Consider the following 18,120-nt stretch of genomic DNA (forward strand, 5'->3'; position numbering starts at 1 on the left):
TCCGGCAAGCTGGAGTTGACTATGTTTAGCATTGTTCGCATGTTTATTTTTGGCCTGCTATTCCTGACAGGCCCCGCGTTCGCCGTCACCGTTCAGGATGAACACGGCGCTTTTACCCTCGAGAAAACGCCGCAGCGCATCGTGGTGCTCGAGCTCTCCTTTGTCGACGCGCTGGCGGCGGTCAACGTCAGCCCGATTGGCGTGGCCGATGATAGCGACCCGTCGCGCATTTTGTCCGAGGTACGGGCACGCCTGAAGGCATGGCAGTCAGTAGGTACCCGCGCCCAGCCCTCTCTGGAGGCAATTAGCGCGCTGCATCCGGACCTGATCATCGCCGATAGCAGTCGCCATGCCGGAATCTACACCGCCCTTGAGCAGATTGCCCCGGTGCTGCTGTTGAAATCGCGCAATGAAACCTGGGAGGAAAATCTGCAGTCAGCGGCGATTATCGGCAAAGTGGTCGGTAAGGACGGGGAGATGCAGCAGCGTCTTGCGCAGCATCGGCAAAGCATGGCGGCGTTTGCCCGCCAGCTACCAGCGGGTGCCAGCGTGCTATTTGGTACCTCGCGCGAGCAGCAGTTCAATCTTCATTCGACGCAATCGTATACCGGCAGCGTACTGACGGCGCTGGGCCTGAAGGTTCCGCAGCCGATCAACGGCGCACCGATGACGGCGATTAATCTTGAACAACTGCTGGCCATTAATCCGCAATGGCTGCTGGTGGCCCACTATCGTAATGAAAGCATCGTGAAAAAATGGCAGCAGGATTCGTTATGGCCAATGCTACAGGCTCAGCAAAAGCAGCAAATTGCGGCCGTTGATAGCAACAGTTGGGCGCGGATGCGCGGTCTCTTTGCCGCCGAGCGTATTGCCAGCGATATGGTGAAAATCGTCCACCACCAGGCGGTTGATAGCGCACCATGAGACCGTTCCGTCGTTCGTTTTTTATCTGGGGATTGCCGCTGCTGACGCTCACCGGCCTGTTCTGGTTGAGTCTGTTTTGCTATTCGGCAATCCCGATTTCGCCATTCAACGCGCTTCACGCGTTGACCGCCCCTAAAACGCCTCCCCTTGCGGAGGCATTAGTGCTTAATCTGCGCCTGCCCCGCAGCCTGGTAGCAATGATGCTCGGCGCCAGCCTCGCGGTATCGGGTACGCTGCTGCAAACGCTCACCCATAACCCACTGGCCTCTCCCTCTTTGCTGGGCATCAATAGCGGCGCGGCGCTGGCAATGGCGTTGACCAGCGCCTTCAGCCCGGCTCCGTTATCCGGGTTTTCACTGGCGTTGATTGCCGCCTGCGGTGGGGGAATAAGCTGGCTGCTGGTGATGGCCGCTGGTGGCGGCTGGCGCCATGAGCTGGATCGCAATCGGCTCATTCTCGCCGGTATCGCTCTTTCGGCGCTATGTATGGCGTCGACTCGCATAACCCTGCTGCTGGCAGAAGATCACGCTTACGGCATTCTCACCTGGCTTGCGGGCGGCGTTTCCCACGTACGCTGGGCCGAGTTCTGGCAGCTTTTCCCTTTTACCGCGCTCATTGTTCCCGGCGTATTTCTGCTGACCAATGCGCTTAATTTGCTGAACGTCAGCGATACCGCCGCCCATTCACTGGGCGTGAATTTGCCTCGCCTGCGCCTGCTGATTAACGCTGCCGTTTTGCTACTTACCGGCGCCTGCGTCAGCGTCGCCGGTCCGGTGGCTTTTATTGGCCTGCTGATCCCGCATCTGGCACGGCTTTGGGTGGGTCACGATCATCGCGCACTACTGCCCATGAGCGCCGTCATGGGCGCGTTATTTATGCTGCTGGCGGATATTCTCGCCAGAGCGCTGGCTGGGCCGGGTGAACTGCCGGCGGGCGCGGTGCTGGCGCTGGTCGGCGCGCCCTGTTTCGTCTGGCTGGTCAGGAGGCGCGGATGAGACTACGCAGCACCCTTTTTTTGTTGCTTGCGCTGGCGCTATTAACCGCGTTTTCTCTGCGGATGGGTGCGGTTCCGCTACCGTGGCGGGCGCTGCTCGACGGATGGGCTTCGGGCAGCGAGCATCACTACGTGCTTATGCAATATCGCCTGCCGCGCATAATACTGGCATTAATTATTGGCGCTGCGCTGGCGGTTTCCGGCGTGCTGGTTCAGGGAATTGTGCGCAATCCGCTGGCCTCGCCGGATATTCTGGGCATTAACCACGCGGCGAGCCTGGCGTCGGTAAGCGCATTGTGGTTTATGCCGTCCCTGTCCCCGCTGTGGTTGCCGCTACTGGCCTTTATCGGCGGGATGGCGGCGATGGTCATCCTGATTGCCCTTGCCGGTTTTTCCCGCCCAATGCGCCTGGCGCTGACCGGCGTGGCGCTGTCGGCCTGCTGGGCCAGCGTGACCGATTACCTGTTACTGTCGCGTCCTCAGGAAATCAATAACGCGCTGCTGTGGCTAACCGGTAGTCTGTGGGCCAGAGATAGCTCATTTGTCATCATCGCCCTGCCCCTGCTCGCGATTTTGCTGCCCCTGAGCTTTACTCTCAGCCGCGATCTCGACCTGCTGGCCTTAGGCAGCGACCGCGCCGGAACGCTCGGCGTCAACACGCGCTGGCTTAACGGCTACGGCCTCACTCTGGCAGTCGCTCTCGCCTCGGTCAGCGTCGCGGTCTGCGGCCCTATCGCTTTTATCAGCCTCGTCGTGCCGCATCTTGTACGCCGCCTGTTTGGCGGTCGCCATCGCTATTTATTACCCATTTCAGCCCTGGCGGGCGGGCTGGTTCTGCTACTGGCCGATTTATTGGCAAGAACTCTCCATCCGCCGCTGGAGCTCCCGGCAGGCGTGTTAACGGCGATTATTGGCGCGCCCTGGTTCATCTGGCTACTTGTGAGAATGCGTTAAATGGAACTGCGAACGGAAAACCTGACCGCTGGCTATGACGGCAAGCGCATTATCAACGATCTCAACCTGACGCTACCTGGCGGGAAAATCACCGCGCTGTTGGGGCCGAACGGCTGCGGTAAATCCACTCTGCTGAAGTGCTTTTCTCGCCTTCTGACGCCGGACGCTGGGGAGATTTGGCTCGGTAATCAGATCTTAAACGGTATCTCGACCCGTCAACTGGCGCGGCGGCTGGCGCTCCTTCCGCAACAACATCACGTACCGGAAGGCGTGACCGTGCGCGAGCTTGTCGGCTACGGCCGCAGCCCGTGGTTGCCAATGTGGGGGCGGCTTTCGGCACAGGACAGAGCGCGCGTTGAGCGCACGCTTGAACGAACAGGCATCGCCGCGCTGGCTGAACAACCGCTAAGCACCCTTTCCGGCGGCCAGCGGCAGCGGGCATTTCTGGCGCTCTTGCTGGCTCAGGATACGCCACTGGTACTGCTTGATGAGCCAACAACCTGGCTGGATATCAATCACCAGGTGGAGTTAATGAAGCTGATGCGCGAGCTACAGCTAATGGGAAAAACCGTGGTCACTGTGCTGCACGATCTTAATCAGGCCAGCCGCTACTGCGATCATTTGGTGGTACTTGCCGGGGGCCAGGTGCAGGCTCAGGGCCCAGCGGAAACGGTGCTGACGCCAGAAATGTTGCGCGAGGTCTTCAGTCTGGAGGCAGAGATTCATCCGGAGCCGATATCGCAGCGCCCGATGTGCGTGGTGAAATAATACGAGGTATGGCGCAGAACGCGCCATACCTGAGGATAATCAGTAGGTGTGGAAATATTGCTGAATCACCTGAGGATTTTTAGTTTGCGTCAGCGCCGTCATCAGCAGAATGCGCGCTTTAGCCGGATTGAGCGAATCGGATACCAGCCCCGGCTGGCCATCATCAATAGGTACCACGCCGCTACCGGTACGCGAGGCGCGAACCACCACGATACCGGCTTTTTCCGCTTTTTCGATCCCTGCCGCGCTACGTACGGAAACAGAGCCCGCTCCGGTACCCGCATAGATAATGCCGTCGGCATGGTGCGCAATCGCCGCGTCATACATATATTCCGGATCGTCCTGATAGCCATAAATAATGACCACTTCTGGCAGTGCCTTAAGGTTACGCACGTCAAAAACAGAACGCACGGTGTGAATTTTATCCACCCGGGTTTCAAACTGCGGCTTGCCGCTGACGATAACACCAAGGTAGCCCTCTTCCGGCGCCTTGAAGGTATCCAGCGTCGTCGCATTAGTTTTGGTCACGAAACGCGCAGCGCCGATACGGTCATTGAGGACTACCATCACGCCGCGACCTTTCGCTTGTGGGTCAGCCGCCACGGTCACCGCCTCCAGCAGGTTCATTGGACCATCGGCGCTGATGGCTGTCGCCGGGCGCATTGCCGCAGTGAAGACCACCGGCTTATTGCTTTTTACCGTCAGGTTGAGGAAATAAGGCGTTTCATCCAGCGTGTCGGTTCCGTGAGTAATCACGACGCCGTCTACGTCATCGCGGGACAGCAGCTCATTAACGCGTTTTGACAACTTGAGAATAATATCGCTGGTCATATTTTCGCTGCCAATATTGGCTACCTGCTCACCGTCAACGCGCGCGACTTTGCTCATCTCAGGCACGGCATTAATCAGCGTCTGTACGCCAATCGCGCCGGCTTTATACCCGGTCGTCTGGGTGTTGCTGGCCGCCGAACCGGCAATGGTTCCTCCGGTCGCCAGGATCACAATGTGCGGCAGTCGCGTCTCACTCAATGCAAAAGTACTCACTGTCAGTAACGCAATGGCCAGTAATGCTCTAAAATTCATAATCACTCATCCCAAATAGATATTAATCAAACTCGCGCAGAGTTAATGCAAACAGCTTGCCAGGATTTATTTTCTTTTAAACATCAAAATGATTAACTATCAGACAAAAAAGGATTTTTTATTCACCCCTGGCGCCACCTTGGTGCAGAGACGCGCTAAAAATGGGCACCATAAAATTTAGAATCAGAATCAACTTATTCAACAAATTCTGTAATACAGGCATAAAGCGCGTGATGGTTACATAATCGGCATTGTGATGAGCGAAATGGACCAAAACGATACGGGTAACGCGATGGAGAAAAACGATGCGTATTGCCTTAAAATCGGCATTGATGCTTACCACCCGCGTCATACAAATTATTAACCCTGAATTACATCTTCATATGCAAAGAACGGCGCTGATCGCGCTGGAGCTTGCGCTCGCGGTCGGTTTGTCTCGTCAGCAACAGCAGACCATTTTTTGCGCCGCTCTGCTGCACGACATCGGCGTGCTGGGCGACAAAAGGGTTATCGCTTCACTCAACGCGATAGATAATCTCGACGACCCGCATCAGCATCGGGGAGCCGAAATGCTAGATGGGTTAGCCACTCTGGCCCCTATTCTGCCGATTATCCGCGACCACCATTTTAGCCCGAGCCACAGAGGCAGCCTCGAACAGCATATTGTTTATTTTGCCGACGTTTTTGAACGGCTGCTTTCTGGCGACAAGAGCGCACCGACGTATCAAAGCGATATGATTAATCAATTCCGCGCGCTATATCAGGAGATCGACCCGCCGCTGTGCCAGACCTTATGCCAGCTCGCGAAAAAGGAGCATTTTTGGCTGCATCTTAACCCCGGGCATATTCAGCGGATGCTGGAGATTATCGGCCCAATAAACGACGTTTATATCAATATCGACGGTCTGAAAGACATCTGCTTATTAATTGCCAAAATTGTCGATACCTATAGTAGCTTTACCGCCAGCCATAGCCTGATGGTCGGTAAAATATCGCGAACCCTTGCCGCCAGGATGAATCTGCCGGAGCCTGAGTGTAAGAAGATTGAGATTGCTGGTTATTTGCACGATATCGGTAAAGTGTACATTCCGCTGAAAATACTCGAGAAACAGGGTGAGCTAAATGCCGAAGAGCTGCTTCAGGTTCGCGAACATAGCTATATGACCGGCGAAATCCTTAGCGCCTTTAGTGAGCTCGGCGAAATAATCAACTGGGCGGCAAACCATCATGAAAAACTGGACGGCAGCGGTTATCCCCTTCACCTTAATCAGGATTATCTGCAGCTGGAGGACCGAATTATCGCTATCGCTGATATTTTTACCGCCCTTACCGAAGACCGACCCTACCGCCACGGCATGAGCCGCCAGCAGGCGTTACAGCTGATAGAGACTGATGTGATAAATGGCGCGTTAGATAAAGACGTGTATCGCGTTTTGCATCAGCATGCCAAAGCGCTCCACGCTATGATTACTAACACACTGCACTCTTGAGAGTCGGGCCTGTACGGGTAAACCAAGGGTGCAGTCATAAATAAAAATATACCCTAAATAATTCGAGTTGCTTAAAGGCGGCAAGGGAGGGACAAATTCGTCGGGAACGAATTTGACCAGCCGAAGGCTGGCCTCCGGTGAGAGGCAGGAGCCTCTCATTAATCCCCAGGAGCATAGATAACTATGTGACTGGGGTGAGCGCACGTAGCCAACACATAAGCAACTTGAAGTATGACGGGTATAATTAATTCATCTGCACGCAAGGATATATCCGGTGAGAATCGCCACCATGACCAACTGGGCCTACGGGATCACCGTCGCCCTGACTATCGCCTCTGGCATCGCTATGCTGATGGCCTCTAGTGCGGACAACGCAGAACGAAGAGCCGTCGAACAACGGCAGGTGTTCGATAGGCTAACTGAAGAAGTTGAAAGCGGCGCCTGGGAGCTTTCAGACCTCGCGCGGCTGTACGTCATCCAAAAAAATCCAGATGTTTTACGGGAATACCGACAACAATCTCAAACGATAACCGCTATTGAACAGCGGCTGGAAAAGCTCAAAGACAATGGAGCAACTGGTGAAGAGCTGGCGCTGCTGCGTGATGGTTTGCAGATTGCCGAAGAGCTTCAGGATGAACAGAAAACGGCGCTGGCGAATATTGCCAGAGGAGGAGAAAAAGAGGCTGTCAGCCTGCTTTACGGCGTTCCCTACGAACAGGAACTTGAACGAGTTCAGACGCAGCTTGACCATTTTCGTCTGATGCTTGAAGGCCGGGTGAATAAAACCATTGCAGAGGCCACTGAGAAATCACGCCTGTGGCGCACGCTGTCAGAAGTGATGGTTGGGCTGACGGCACTAATGTTCCTGTTTGTCCTCGGTTTTATTCTTAAACGTCGGGTGCTTTATCCCGTTGTCCGTCTGAGCGACGTGGTGCAGCGTCTGGCCTCACAGGATTATGCCGTTGAGACGCCGCAGTTTACCCAGATTGATGAAATTGGCGATATGGCCCAGGCGATTCGTATCTTTCGCGAGAACGGTCTTGCACGGCAGCGACTTGAGCAAGAGCGGGATGCCGACTGGGCAATTCGGGAGCTACTGGCGCGGATGACCCAACGGCTACAAGGCTGCGAGTCCTTCGAGGATGTGATTAAGGTGGCTGAGCTGTTCGCGCCGAATATCGCCCCAGAGATCCCCGGTCGGCTCTATATTCTCGATACCGATCCGTGGCAAATGCGCTGTGTTGCGCAGTGGCTTTCTCCACCGGAAGAAGCCGACGTTTTTCATCCGGATAACTGCTGGGCCGTACGGCGCGGGCTGAGCCATCCTCCGGTTAATGGTGAACCGGATATCGCCTGTTATCATCTGTCAGAATCACAAGCTCATCAGTCGCTGTGCGTGCCGCTGATTGCCCAGGGGGAAGCCATAGGTCTACTCTCTTTCAGCAACGTCACTTCCGCCACCGCTCCCTCTCGCGCCTATCTCGAACTGATGGCCGAAGCGCTGGGCCTGGCGCTGTCTAACCAGCGTTTACGTAATGCGCTGCTGGAAAAAGCGCTGTTCGATTCGCTCACCGGACTGCGTAATCGCCATCATCTGGACGATGCTCTGCACACGCAGATGAATCTGGCCGTGCGTAACGGTACGCCGCTAAGCTGTCTGATGATCGATATCGATCACTTTAAGGCAATCAATGATAATTACGGCCACGAGGCGGGCGATCTGGTGATTAAAAGCGTCGCCGCTATCATCCAGCGTGCAGTGCGTGATATCGGGATGGCCTTCCGCTACGGCGGCGAAGAGTTCCTGGTGCTGATGGCCGGCACCAACGAAGAAACCGCTATGGCCTGTGCTACCGATATTTATAACAGCGTACATCTGCTGACCTTACGCTATGGACTGGCTGAGATGGGTCAGGTTGATGTCTCCATCGGTATCGCCAGCTACCCGCAGCATACCCAAAGCGATAGCCTGCTGCGCGCGGCGGATGCGGCGCTCTACCGGGCAAAAGAGCTGGGGCGTTCAAGGATTGTGAGCTTTGGGATGTTGAAGGCAGAGTGAGTGTTACAAAGACGCCGTTGGTTATTCAAGGTAGCTGAAGGAGGCAAAAATCGTTAGCGGGGTGCGGATAATATTTATAACATCAGACAGATACCAACATATTCAATAATTTTTACCAGGGAAGGCTATGAAGTATCAACAGGTATTGCAGGAATTATTGTTAGATGACCCTGTAAGAATGAAGGCTCTTTACGCCGTTCGGGCATTAAAGCTCAGTGATGGCTGGATTGGGGCAGGATTCGTGCGTGATGCGGTCTGGGATCATTTACATGGATATGGGCAACAACCGGTTTCTGGCGACGTGGATGTTGTCTGGTTCGACGCTGAATACTGCAATCCGACTCACGATAGCAGCCTTGAAGAGAGGCTCAGCCTACAGCTTTCTACCTTCAACTGGTCGGTAAAGAATCAGGCCAGAATGCATCAACGTAATGGTCACCGTCCCTACCACTCAACAGAAAATGCTCTGCTGTACTGGCCTGAAACGGCTACGGCCGTCGCCATCAGAATGGGAGATGGAGATCTTATTGAGATTATTGCGCCCTATGGGCTTGATGATCTGTTTGAACGGCGTCTTAGACCGACGCCGTCATTCGAACGTGAAAAATTGGATATTTTTAAGCAACGTGTCGCCGCAAAACGATGGATGGAGCGCTATCCTACATTGCAGCTCATCGTTGCTGAATAATTAAAAGGCCTGAGTCCGATACAATACCAAACCCAGGCCCTGAAAGCCGCGTAGCATGAACTGTCCAACTTTATGAGGTCAGTCCATAAACCGGATTAAAGATATTAGTTTGGCACAGAACCAGAATAAAATGTTCCAGCCAGACGTTGTGTCCGCTCTACTGCATACGCAGAAAACACATCTGCCGAACTTGCTGTTTGCTCGAATGGATGATGAAATACTGGAACAGAATCTTTAGATTTTTCTGTATCCAACAGCATTACGCGAGAGATGAAATAAAGGGTATCATCAGCAAGGTTGCGAAACACTACCTGAAAAATCGGAATCATTTCTACTCGATCGGTATTAAACGTAGAGGGATCCCTTAGATTAGTGAAACTGCCAGAAATCCGTACATACTTCCCCTCAATAACTTCACCATCTTTAGCTTTGTAGATAGCCTGAGTTGTACTCCATTCTAAATCTATGGATTTCATATTTTATCCTTTATAAATAAATTAATGGTTTACTTCATATTGGTGGACTAACCATGTCAGGTTTTACCACCGACTTTATCACAAGGACGACAGTCCAGGATAATTCAGCAATACTCTCTCTATCGTGCATTAATTTCGCCATTTAATCTCCGGATAAGTAGATTTATCTTTCCGAAGAAGCAGATATCCAGTCGAAGCAATGCCTGCTGGCATTTATTAAATAAGAACCCAACATTTGAAGAGAATATGCCCGGTAAAAGGCACCCTATGGGTGCCTTTTGCAAAATATTTATTAGTGATTACGCAATAACGCCGTTATCAAACGTGTAGGCTGTGCCAGCTAAAATTCCATCTTCACCTTCACGCACAATCTTCACATGTTTTGCCGCACCATCATTCCAGCAAAAGACCGCAACAGCTCCGATTGACAAATTAAAACTGCATTTGCTATTCGTTACAATAACAAGCGAATGTTCACCCGCGATAATATCACCGTCATTGCCGGCACAGATGATTGTATTGTCACGACCTTCATCATTAATCTGGCAATTTTCACCCGCGGCAATAAGAACACTGTCCTTCACCACGTCTCTGGCATTAATTCGCGAACTGTACCCGGCAACAAATGCCCGCGCAGCTTCTAGCGGGAAGTCAGGTGTTGATGGTGGAGTCATATAATTTAACTCAATCTCAGAATTGTTACCTAGAGCACTGGTTCGTGAATAATTACCGCCCCAGATTTTGCTTTGTTCCCCAATGACGCTGATGACGCCGTCCATTCCTGGCATATAGAAACCTTCGCTGGCCCCCTGCTCACCACTGGAAAGTACTACATCATCATAGACTGTAGAACTATCTCCACAATGGGTAATTCGCACCGGGGATGATTTCCCTACAACATGATGAAAACCATCTGAGAACGCCACACCACCATTACCTACAGTGCCACCGATCAGAACAGCCCCTTCAATTGGTGCATTGACAATAGACATAAATACTCCTTTGGGTTTAATTGATAGAATTGAACAGACCACGATTTTCAACGAAGTACATTACGATTGATTTTGCAGTCTGGTATAGAAAAGACCATGCAAATACTGGCCTTGATAAACTGATATTTCCGATTGGCAGATTGCGTGCCCCATAAACGACAAAACCCCGCCATTTCAGGCAGGGTTTTTAGCGTTTAAGTTGTGCATTGAAGTAAGCACTCTTAACACTCTACACAACAAAACACGGACCGCGTTAGTATTATTTTCTGTTTATTTCATTCCCGGGGATATGTAGCAATCAAGAGGCACTGAGTCACTCTTTCTAAGATAAATAATTACCGCGAGCTTGATAAAGCAGACCGCACCAGAGGCGTTTTTCACCTCCAGTATTTGACGTAAATAAATCCCGTGTGTATTTAAATTTAAAGGATGCCTCCACGGCTTTAGGGACACTGCTTATACCCTAAATAATTCGAGTTGCAGGACAAAACGGTTAACCGTTTTGAACAGCGGCAGCGTTGGCCCTGAAAGGGTGAGTCCCGTAGGGGCGAATCACGCGGCAAGTGAGCGAAGTGAACGCACATGCAATTTGAAGTTGCACGGGGAGATACATTAAGTATCCATATCCAGCGTAACATTAATCATGGATAAGCACCCATCAATGAATCCCTCTGCCATCTGAATCTCGACGCGAACCATTTTTTCATCTTTTTTAAGCTTCTTCGCTATCTTACGTTTAGATATTCCGTACAGATAATGAGCGACAAGAAGACTATGTTCATATGGTTTTTTATCGCGAAGCCGTGCCAGGCACCCTTCAATAATCAACGCATCATCATCAGTGCAGCACAAACGTGATTTTCCTGAATGGGGTAAAAGTCCCTTGAAACCCGCTGCTATATGCGAGTAATCAAGCCCGGAATGGTCTGCTGCTGCCCATCCTCCCCACAAACCTAAAACTTTTTTAAGGTCGCGCATATTCATTCTCCATACACTAATCTTTAATAATTACGCCGATCGCCTGTGAGTTTTCGAGCGCCAACGCCTTTCAAAGGATGGGGCGAGTAAACTCGCAGGATGAACTCGTCATGTTCGCCAGTTCCTTCGTCCATGAAACAAGGTGCCCAAGGATCCGCTTTCTGATTTCACCTGCCGTCAGGCTCCCTTGATGCATGGCTTCACACATCTCCACCACTATCCAGTACTGCACTGGATGTGAGCATAGAAATGATGCTCACTTATTTAGCCTCCTGAATCGCACACGAAATATGATTACCTGCGTCCGCAGTCCCCACTTTTACAGCGTACGCAAGAGACACATGCGATTTGCGCAAATTTCTTGATCTTGATTGCATATCACACCCTTTAATTGCGTTACACGCATATTAATCTTGACATTTGATTTGCGCAAGTTAATTTGCATATCACGCAAATTAAACATGTAATAAACGCATGAACATAGGAAATCGTATTAGAGAACTTCGCTTAGCGAAGGGACTCAAGATTGCAGATCTTGCTGATGCTGTCGGTATTGACGGTGCGAACATCTCTCGCGTGGAAACCGGTAAGCAGAAGTCATTTACTGAACAATCACTTAAGAAATATGCTAATGCACTGGGTGTTAGCGTGGCGGAGCTATTTACTCCAGGTGAAAATGCAATTACTGTATATAAAAACAGTAAAAAGCAGCATCAAACTGGAGATAGCTCTGTGTATAGAGTGGAGATTCTTGATGTCAACGCCAGCGCAGGTGGTGGCTTTATTCAAGGAAGTGACGTTATAGATGTAATTCGTTCTATCGAATATAACAGCGAGCGCGCAATTGCTATGTTTGGCGGACGTTCGTCAGACCAGGTCAAGGTAATCAACGTTCGCGGTGACAGCATGGCTGAGACCATCGAACCTGGAGATCTGATCTTCGTTGATATATCTGTACATGACTTTGATGGCGATGGAATCTATGTATTTGGTTTTGATGATAAAATTTACGTTAAACGACTTCAGATGATACCAGACCAATTACTCGTCATATCAGATAATCCTAAATATCGTGAATGGTCAGTGGATAAGAGCAATGAACATCGCTTCTATATCTATGGCAAAGTGATGATCAGCCAATCCCAATCCTTCAAACGACACGCGTAGTCCTCTACTTGCGCAAGCGCCGCCTTTACAGGCGGTTTTCCTCATCCATAAGTTGCGAAACACGCATAAAAAAACGGGAACTGTTAAGCTCCCGTTCTTATTTAACCCAAATTCTGGATTACATGTTCGCGATAATCGCGTCGCCAAACTCGGAACATTTCAGCAGCTTAGCGCCTTCCATCAGACGTTCAAAGTCATAGGTCACGGTCTTGGCAGCGATTGCGCCTTCAGTGCCCTTAACGATTAAGTCTGCGGCTTCGAACCACTGCATGTGGCGCAGCATCATCTCAGCGGACAGAATAATAGAACCTGGGTTCACTTTATCCTGGCCTGCATATTTCGGTGCAGTACCGTGGGTCGCTTCGAACAGTGCACACTCGTCGCCGATGTTGGCGCCCGGAGCGATACCGATACCGCCAACCTGCGCCGCCAGGGCATCAGAGATGTAGTCACCGTTCAGGTTCATACAGGCGATAACGTCGTATTCCGCCGGACGCAGCAGGATCTGCTGCAGGAAGGCGTCGGCGATCACGTCTTTAACTACGATCTCTTTCCCGGTGTTCGGGTTTTTGATCTTCAGCCACGGGCCGCCGTCAATCAGTTCACCGCCGAACTCTTCGCGTGCCAGCTGGTAACCCCAGTCTTTGAACGCACCTTCGGTGAACTTCATGATGTTGCCCTTGTGCACCAGGGTCAGGGAATCGCGATCGTTGGTGATGGCGTATTCGATAGCGGCGCGAACCAGGCGTTTGGTGCCTTCTTCAGAGCACGGTTTGATACCGATACCGCAATGTTCCGGGAAGCGAATTTTCTTCACGCCCATTTCATCACGCAGGAATTTAATCACTTTATCAGCTTCGGCTGAGTCAGCTTTCCACTCGATACCAGCATAGATGTCTTCTGAGTTTTCGCGGAAGATAACCATGTCGGTCAGTTCAGGATGTTTAACCGGGCTCGGCGTACCCTGGTAGTAACGTACCGGGCGCAGGCAAACGTAGAGGTCCAGTTCCTGACGCAGGGCAACGTTCAGAGAACGAATACCACCGCCAACTGGCGTGGTCAGAGGGCCTTTGATGGCAACACGATATTCACGAATCAGATCAAGAGTTTCGGCAGGCAGCCAGACATCCTGGCCATAAACCTGGGTCGATTTTTCGCCGGTGTAAACTTCCATCCAGGAAATTTTACGCTCGCCCTTATAGGCTTTCTCAACGGCAGCATCAACCACTTTCAGCATTGCTGGGGTTACGTCAACACCGATACCATCGCCTTCGATGAACGGGATAATCGGATTATTAGGGACGTTCAGCTTGCCGTTTTGCAGGGTGATTTTTTGACCTTCCGCCGGAACTACTACTTTGCTTTCCATTAACCTCTCCTTCGAGCGCTTCTGGTTCTGCTCTTCCCTCTTCACGCTAGCCGGGCGTTGGCTTTATTCGCCCACTCCCGTCATCGGAATATCCCGCTAACCGGAGATTTCGCGTCCGTGTCGCCTTCCTGTAATGCGAATCGGTTTGAGCAACCTTTTTGTTAATAAGTTGTAATGAGCATGTCAATACTACCTGAATGTTTGCGTCCATGAAAGGCATTCGTAATTAGGCTATAATGCGGCAATTGATTGAGTCTGAAAATACCATGCAAAAAACTTCATTTAGAAAACATCGCGTTGAGCGATTCAGCAAGCAACAAGTCACCAGACAACGTAAAGAACACCAACCAAAAACTGTGATCTTGTTCAATAAACCATATGATGTGTTGCCACAATTTACTGATGAATCCGGGCGCAGCACGCTAAAAGATTTTATTCTGGTTGCCGGAGTTTACGCTGCGGGTCGGTTGGACCGCGATAGCGAAGGCCTGATGGTGCTAACTAACGACGGCGCGCTGCAGGCGGCGCTCACCCAACCGGGCAAGCGCACGGGTAAAATTTATTATGTTCAGGTAGAGGGTGAACCAACAGCCGATGCGCTGGCCGCGCTGCGCGACGGCGTCACGCTGAACGATGGTCCAACCCTGCCCGCTGGCGCTGAGCTGGTCACGGAACCTGAGTGGCTGTGGCCACGTAATCCGCCAATTCGCGAGCGCAAATCGATTCCCACCAGTTGGCTCAAAATCACCCTTTATGAAGGTCGCAACCGCCAGGTCAGACGCATGACCGCGCACGTCGGATACCCAACTCTACGCCTTATTCGCTATGCGATGGGTGGCTATACGCTGGATGGACTGACCAACGGCGAATGGCGAAAGGTCGAATAACTTAATAAAGCGGCTTACTGCCGTTTCAGGGAAGAAAAAATATGCGTTTAGTCATACCTGGTATATTGGGTCTCTGCTGCATCTCATCATTTTGTTTCGCAGAGGAGAACTGTGAAACTCTAGCCGGCATAGCAGCAGGGGAGGCAGATTACACCTATCAGTCAGCCCAGGTAAAAACGACTAGCAGGCTGCATTTTTACTCCGCCCCCGCGGCTCAATGCCAACTACCGGCATTTCTGATTGCAGGCGATAACGTCGAGGTGCTCCGCAGCATGGTGCTGGGTGACTCTCTTAGCCAACAGTATCGATACGTACGTTTCCGCGATGCCAAAGGGCAATTCGCCACCGGCTGGGTGAATGCTGCCGGATTGGCACCGGAGAATAATCCCCTAACCGTCAGCAGCCAGTGTCAGAAATGGGCAAATAAAGCGATGCGACAGCGCGAAAGTCTCGCTCCGGCTCAGGATAACCACTATCAAATACAAGGATCAGGCCGAGCGGAATTCTACGCAATGCCTGACGAACAGTGTCGCAGCCACACCATTTTTCTGGTCCCAGGGGATACCGTTTCCACCCAGGAGCAATCCAACGATGATTTTATCGAAGCCGTTTATTACACCGCCGATCGCCATATCGTGCGCGGCTGGTTGAAAAAATCACGGCTCACGCCGCTAAACCACGGCGATAGCTACCGTGAGGATATCAATCCCTTATCAACGGACAAAGCATCGCGTCTGGTAACGCTTAATTTACGTCACGACTATAGCTGTATATTTTATGAAAGCTGGAATGCGGAAAAAGAGATTCAAATGATGGTGCGTGAAGATCACCAGTCCTCGCAGTGTCGCGGCGCAGGCGACCCGGAAACATCGCCTGTTATCGCTTACATTAGCCTTAACAAACTCAGCGGCGAAATTCGCTGGCCGGATGTCGCAGAAGGGTTCGAACCATAATAAGGATGCAATATGTTTAAACCGCACGTCACCGTCGCCTGCGTGGTTCACGCAAAAGGCAAATTTCTGGTCGTTGAAGAAACCATCAATGGCAAAGCGTTATGGAACCAGCCTGCGGGGCATCTGGAGGCCGATGAAACGCTGGTGCAGGCCGCAGAACGCGAACTGTGGGAAGAGACCGGCATTCGCGCGACGCCGCAGCACTTCATCCGCATGCACCAGTGGATAGCCCCGGATCGTACGCCTTTTTTGCGTTTCTTATTCGCCATTGAGCTTAACGATACGTGCGCCACTGAACCTCATGACAGCGATATTGACCGCTGCCTGTGGCTTAGTGCTGAGGAAATTCTTAACGCAGCAAACCTGCGTTCTCAATTAGTTGCCGAGAGCATCCGCAGCTATCAGCAGGATCCCCGCTACCCTCTGTCGTTAATTGGTGAATTTAACTGGCCGTTCACAGGGGGTGCCTCAACGGTTGACGCGTGCTAGAATACGCCGCCTCGAAGTTCAATGTAGTGAGTATTCCAATGTCAGAAAGCCAGAAAAAAGTGATCGTCGGCATGTCCGGCGGGGTTGATTCCTCAGTTTCCGCTTACCTGCTTCTCCAGCAAGGGTATAAGGTGGAAGGCCTGTTCATGAAGAACTGGGAAGAAGACGACGGCGAGGAATATTGTACCGCAGCGGCAGATTTGGCGGATGCGCAAGCCGTCTGCGATAAGCTCGGGATTGAACTTCATACCGTCAACTTTGCCGCAGAATATTGGGACAACGTGTTCGAACTGTTCCTTGAAGAATATAAAGCCGGACGCACGCCGAACCCGGATATTCTGTGTAATAAAGAAATTAAGTTTAAAGCCTTCCTCGAGTTTGCCGCAGAGGACCTCGGCGCCGACTATATTGCCACCGGCCACTATGTGCGCCGCGCTGACGTTAACGGTAAGAGCCAGCTGCTGCGCGGCCTCGACGGTAATAAAGACCAGAGCTACTTCCTTTATACCCTGGGCCACGAACAGATCGCGCAAAGCCTGTTCCCGGTGGGGGAACTGGAAAAGCCGCAGGTGCGTAAAATTGCCGAAGAGCTGGACCTCATCACCGCGAAGAAAAAAGACTCTACCGGTATCTGCTTTATCGGCGAGCGTAAGTTCCGCGAGTTCCTTGGCCGCTACCTGCCTGCTCAGCCGGGTAAAATTATCAGCGTTGACGGCGATGAAGTCGGCGAGCACCAGGGCCTGATGTACCATACGCTTGGGCAGCGTAAAGGCCTGGGCATCGGCGGCATCAAAGACGGCGGCGAAGACCCGTGGTATGTGGTCGATAAAGACGTCGAAAACAATATTTTGATCGTGGCTCAGGGCCATGACCATCCGCGTCTGATGTCGGTGGGGCTTATTGCCCAACAGCTGCACTGGGTTGACCGCGAGCCGGTAACCGGCACGCTGCGCTGTACGGTCAAAACCCGTTACCGCCAGACTGACATCCCCTGCACCGTTAAAGCGCTGGATGACGACCGCATCGAAGTTATCTTCGATGAACCGGTTGCGGCCGTTACGCCGGGTCAGTCAGCGGTCTTCTACAGCGGCGAAATCTGCCTCGGCGGCGGTATTATTGAACAGCGCTTGCCGCTGCAGGCCTGACAGACGTTTTTGCCGCCGAATGCACCAATCTGGCATCCGGTGGTTTACAAGGAGAATGTGTGGCGAAGAATTATTATGACATTACGCTGGCGCTGGCCGGAGTTTGCCAGGCCGCGCGTCTGGTTCAGGAACTGGCGCACCAGGGGCATTGCGATGGCGATGCCCTGCATGTGTCGCTGAACAGCATCATCGACCTCGACCCGGATTCAACGCTGGCGGTGTTCGGTGGCAGTGAAGCCAATCTTCGCCTCGGGCTGGAAACCCTCATTGGCGTGCTGAATACCAGCAGTCGCCAGGGACTGAACGCCGAACTCACCCGCTATACTTTAAGCCTGATGGTGCTGGAACGTAAGCTTGCCGCCAGCAAAGGGGCAATGGATACCCTCGGCAACCGTATTGGTGGCCTGCGCCGTCAGCTGGAACATTTCGATCTGCAATCTGAAACCCTGCTCAGCGCGATGGCGGGCATCTATGTTGATGTGATTAGCCCGCTGGGCCCGCGTATTCAGGTAACCGGCTCTCCAGCCGTACTGCAAAGTCCTCAGGTACAGGCGAAAGTTCGCTCTGCCCTACTGGCAGGTATTCGCTCCGCCGTGCTCTGGCACCAGGTGGGCGGCGGACGCCTGCAGCTGATGTTTTCTCGTCATCGTCTGGTTAACCAGGCAAAACAAATTCTTGCTCATTTAACCCCGGAGTTGTGATCT

18 protein-coding genes are annotated in these 18,120 nt (G+C 52.1%); 13 read left to right on the forward strand and 5 right to left on the reverse strand.

What is annotated here, in order from left to right; all coding sequences use genetic code 11:
• Window positions 1-21: 21 nt before the first annotated feature.
• The 4 genes from FN082_RS29705 to fecE are packed head-to-tail and all read left to right on the forward strand — an operon-like array spanning window position 22 to window position 3,640.
• The gene (locus FN082_RS29705) at window positions 22-924 is read left to right on the forward strand and encodes a Fe(3+) dicitrate ABC transporter substrate-binding protein FecB (protein WP_142982884.1); all 903 of its coding nucleotides are present in this window, start codon (window positions 22-24) and stop codon (window positions 922-924) included.
• The gene (fecC, locus tag FN082_RS29710) at window positions 921-1,919 is read left to right on the forward strand and encodes an iron-dicitrate ABC transporter permease FecC (RefSeq protein WP_142982885.1); all 999 of its coding nucleotides are present in this window, start codon (window positions 921-923) and stop codon (window positions 1,917-1,919) included. The genes FN082_RS29705 and fecC overlap by 4 nt, the downstream gene beginning before the upstream one ends.
• On the forward strand, window positions 1,916-2,872 hold the full coding sequence (gene fecD / locus FN082_RS29715; RefSeq protein WP_139537877.1) for a Fe(3+) dicitrate ABC transporter permease subunit FecD: 957 nt from the start codon (window positions 1,916-1,918) through the stop codon (window positions 2,870-2,872). Before fecC ends, fecD begins: the two co-directional genes overlap by 4 nt.
• On the forward strand, window positions 2,873-3,640 hold the full coding sequence (fecE, locus tag FN082_RS29720; RefSeq protein WP_142461439.1) for a Fe(3+) dicitrate ABC transporter ATP-binding protein FecE: 768 nt from the start codon (window positions 2,873-2,875) through the stop codon (window positions 3,638-3,640).
• Window positions 3,641-3,679: 39 nt separating this feature from the next.
• On the opposite strand, the gene fraE is transcribed toward fecE, so the two are convergent.
• On the reverse strand, window positions 3,680-4,723 hold the full coding sequence (gene fraE, locus FN082_RS29725) for a fructose-asparagine asparaginase (RefSeq protein WP_142982886.1): 1,044 nt from the start codon (window positions 4,721-4,723) through the stop codon (window positions 3,680-3,682).
• Window positions 4,724-5,028: 305 nt separating this feature from the next.
• On the opposite strand from fraE, the gene FN082_RS29735 reads away from it, so the two are divergent.
• The 3 genes from FN082_RS29735 (at window position 5,029) to FN082_RS29745 (ending at window position 8,960) form a co-directional block, all read left to right on the forward strand.
• The gene (locus FN082_RS29735) at window positions 5,029-6,213 is read left to right on the forward strand and encodes an HD-GYP domain-containing protein (protein ID WP_142982887.1); all 1,185 of its coding nucleotides are present in this window, start codon (window positions 5,029-5,031) and stop codon (window positions 6,211-6,213) included.
• Between the two features lie 274 nt (window positions 6,214-6,487).
• Window positions 6,488-8,272 (forward strand): diguanylate cyclase, encoded by a 1,785-nt coding sequence (locus tag FN082_RS29740; RefSeq protein WP_142982888.1) that lies wholly within the window; start codon window positions 6,488-6,490, stop codon window positions 8,270-8,272.
• A 127-nt stretch (window positions 8,273-8,399) separates the two neighbouring features.
• Window positions 8,400-8,960: a nucleotidyltransferase family protein gene (locus tag FN082_RS29745; RefSeq protein WP_139537871.1), complete on the forward strand. Its 561-nt coding sequence runs from the start codon at window positions 8,400-8,402 to the stop codon at window positions 8,958-8,960.
• A 104-nt stretch (window positions 8,961-9,064) separates the two neighbouring features.
• Here FN082_RS29745 and FN082_RS29750 read toward each other — a convergent pair whose 3' ends face one another.
• The 3 genes from FN082_RS29750 to FN082_RS29765 form a co-directional block, all read right to left on the reverse strand.
• The gene (locus FN082_RS29750; protein ID WP_139537870.1) at window positions 9,065-9,436 is read right to left on the reverse strand and encodes a hypothetical protein; all 372 of its coding nucleotides are present in this window, start codon (window positions 9,434-9,436) and stop codon (window positions 9,065-9,067) included.
• Between the two features lie 299 nt (window positions 9,437-9,735).
• Window positions 9,736-10,428, reverse strand: coding sequence for a hypothetical protein (locus FN082_RS29755; RefSeq protein WP_142982889.1), 693 nt, complete (start codon window positions 10,426-10,428; stop codon window positions 9,736-9,738).
• 612 nt (window positions 10,429-11,040) lie between these two features.
• Window positions 11,041-11,406 (reverse strand): antiterminator Q family protein, encoded by a 366-nt coding sequence (locus FN082_RS29765; protein ID WP_142461430.1) that lies wholly within the window; start codon window positions 11,404-11,406, stop codon window positions 11,041-11,043.
• Between the two features lie 474 nt (window positions 11,407-11,880).
• Between FN082_RS29765 and FN082_RS29770 the strand changes: the two genes are divergently transcribed.
• A complete protein-coding gene (locus FN082_RS29770) occupies window positions 11,881-12,573 on the forward strand; it encodes an XRE family transcriptional regulator (protein ID WP_139537867.1) in 693 nt (230 codons plus the stop codon).
• Between the two features lie 118 nt (window positions 12,574-12,691).
• On the opposite strand, the gene icd is transcribed toward FN082_RS29770, so the two are convergent.
• Window positions 12,692-13,942, reverse strand: a complete 1,251-nt coding sequence (gene icd / locus FN082_RS29775; protein WP_004131480.1) for an NADP-dependent isocitrate dehydrogenase — start codon at window positions 13,940-13,942, stop codon at window positions 12,692-12,694.
• Window positions 13,943-14,178: 236 nt separating this feature from the next.
• Between icd and rluE the strand changes: the two genes are divergently transcribed.
• The 5 genes from rluE to hflD all read left to right on the forward strand — a co-directional run bounded on the left by rluE (window position 14,179) and on the right by hflD (window position 18,117).
• A complete protein-coding gene (rluE, locus tag FN082_RS29780) occupies window positions 14,179-14,829 on the forward strand; it encodes a 23S rRNA pseudouridine(2457) synthase RluE (protein WP_139537866.1) in 651 nt (216 codons plus the stop codon).
• A 260-nt stretch (window positions 14,830-15,089) separates the two neighbouring features.
• A complete protein-coding gene (locus FN082_RS29785) occupies window positions 15,090-15,782 on the forward strand; it encodes a hypothetical protein (protein WP_235891687.1) in 693 nt (230 codons plus the stop codon).
• A 12-nt stretch (window positions 15,783-15,794) separates the two neighbouring features.
• On the forward strand, window positions 15,795-16,271 hold the full coding sequence (locus FN082_RS29790) for an NUDIX hydrolase (RefSeq protein WP_139537864.1): 477 nt from the start codon (window positions 15,795-15,797) through the stop codon (window positions 16,269-16,271).
• A gap of 38 nt (window positions 16,272-16,309) precedes the next feature.
• Entirely contained in the window at window positions 16,310-17,416 is a 1,107-nt protein-coding gene (gene mnmA, locus FN082_RS29795; protein ID WP_139537863.1) for a tRNA 2-thiouridine(34) synthase MnmA, read from the forward strand.
• Between the two features lie 59 nt (window positions 17,417-17,475).
• A complete protein-coding gene (gene hflD / locus FN082_RS29800; protein WP_139537862.1) occupies window positions 17,476-18,117 on the forward strand; it encodes a high frequency lysogenization protein HflD in 642 nt (213 codons plus the stop codon).
• Window positions 18,118-18,120 lie beyond the last annotated feature (3 nt).

Source organism: Klebsiella spallanzanii (assembly GCF_902158555.1).
In the GTDB taxonomy this organism is placed as follows: Bacteria; Pseudomonadota; Gammaproteobacteria; order Enterobacterales; family Enterobacteriaceae; genus Klebsiella; species Klebsiella spallanzanii.

Coding starts and splice junctions, on each gene's coding strand:
- FN082_RS29770 (WP_139537867.1), top strand. CDS start 11,881: ATGAACATAGGAAATCGTATTAGAGAACTTCGCTTAGCGAAGGGACTC.
- FN082_RS29705 (WP_142982884.1), top strand. CDS start 22: ATGTTTAGCATTGTTCGCATGTTTATTTTTGGCCTGCTATTCCTGACA.
- icd (WP_004131480.1), bottom strand. CDS start 13,942: ATGGAAAGCAAAGTAGTAGTTCCGGCGGAAGGTCAAAAAATCACCCTG.
- fraE (WP_142982886.1), bottom strand. CDS start 4,723: ATGAATTTTAGAGCATTACTGGCCATTGCGTTACTGACAGTGAGTACT.
- FN082_RS29750 (WP_139537870.1), bottom strand. CDS start 9,436: ATGAAATCCATAGATTTAGAATGGAGTACAACTCAGGCTATCTACAAA.
- fecD (WP_139537877.1), top strand. CDS start 1,916: ATGAGACTACGCAGCACCCTTTTTTTGTTGCTTGCGCTGGCGCTATTA.
- FN082_RS29745 (WP_139537871.1), top strand. CDS start 8,400: ATGAAGTATCAACAGGTATTGCAGGAATTATTGTTAGATGACCCTGTA.
- FN082_RS29735 (WP_142982887.1), top strand. CDS start 5,029: ATGCGTATTGCCTTAAAATCGGCATTGATGCTTACCACCCGCGTCATA.
- FN082_RS29765 (WP_142461430.1), bottom strand. CDS start 11,406: ATGCGCGACCTTAAAAAAGTTTTAGGTTTGTGGGGAGGATGGGCAGCA.
- FN082_RS29790 (WP_139537864.1), top strand. CDS start 15,795: ATGTTTAAACCGCACGTCACCGTCGCCTGCGTGGTTCACGCAAAAGGC.
- mnmA (WP_139537863.1), top strand. CDS start 16,310: ATGTCAGAAAGCCAGAAAAAAGTGATCGTCGGCATGTCCGGCGGGGTT.
- fecE (WP_142461439.1), top strand. CDS start 2,873: ATGGAACTGCGAACGGAAAACCTGACCGCTGGCTATGACGGCAAGCGC.
- FN082_RS29755 (WP_142982889.1), bottom strand. CDS start 10,428: ATGTCTATTGTCAATGCACCAATTGAAGGGGCTGTTCTGATCGGTGGC.
- rluE (WP_139537866.1), top strand. CDS start 14,179: ATGCGGCAATTGATTGAGTCTGAAAATACCATGCAAAAAACTTCATTT.
- fecC (WP_142982885.1), top strand. CDS start 921: ATGAGACCGTTCCGTCGTTCGTTTTTTATCTGGGGATTGCCGCTGCTG.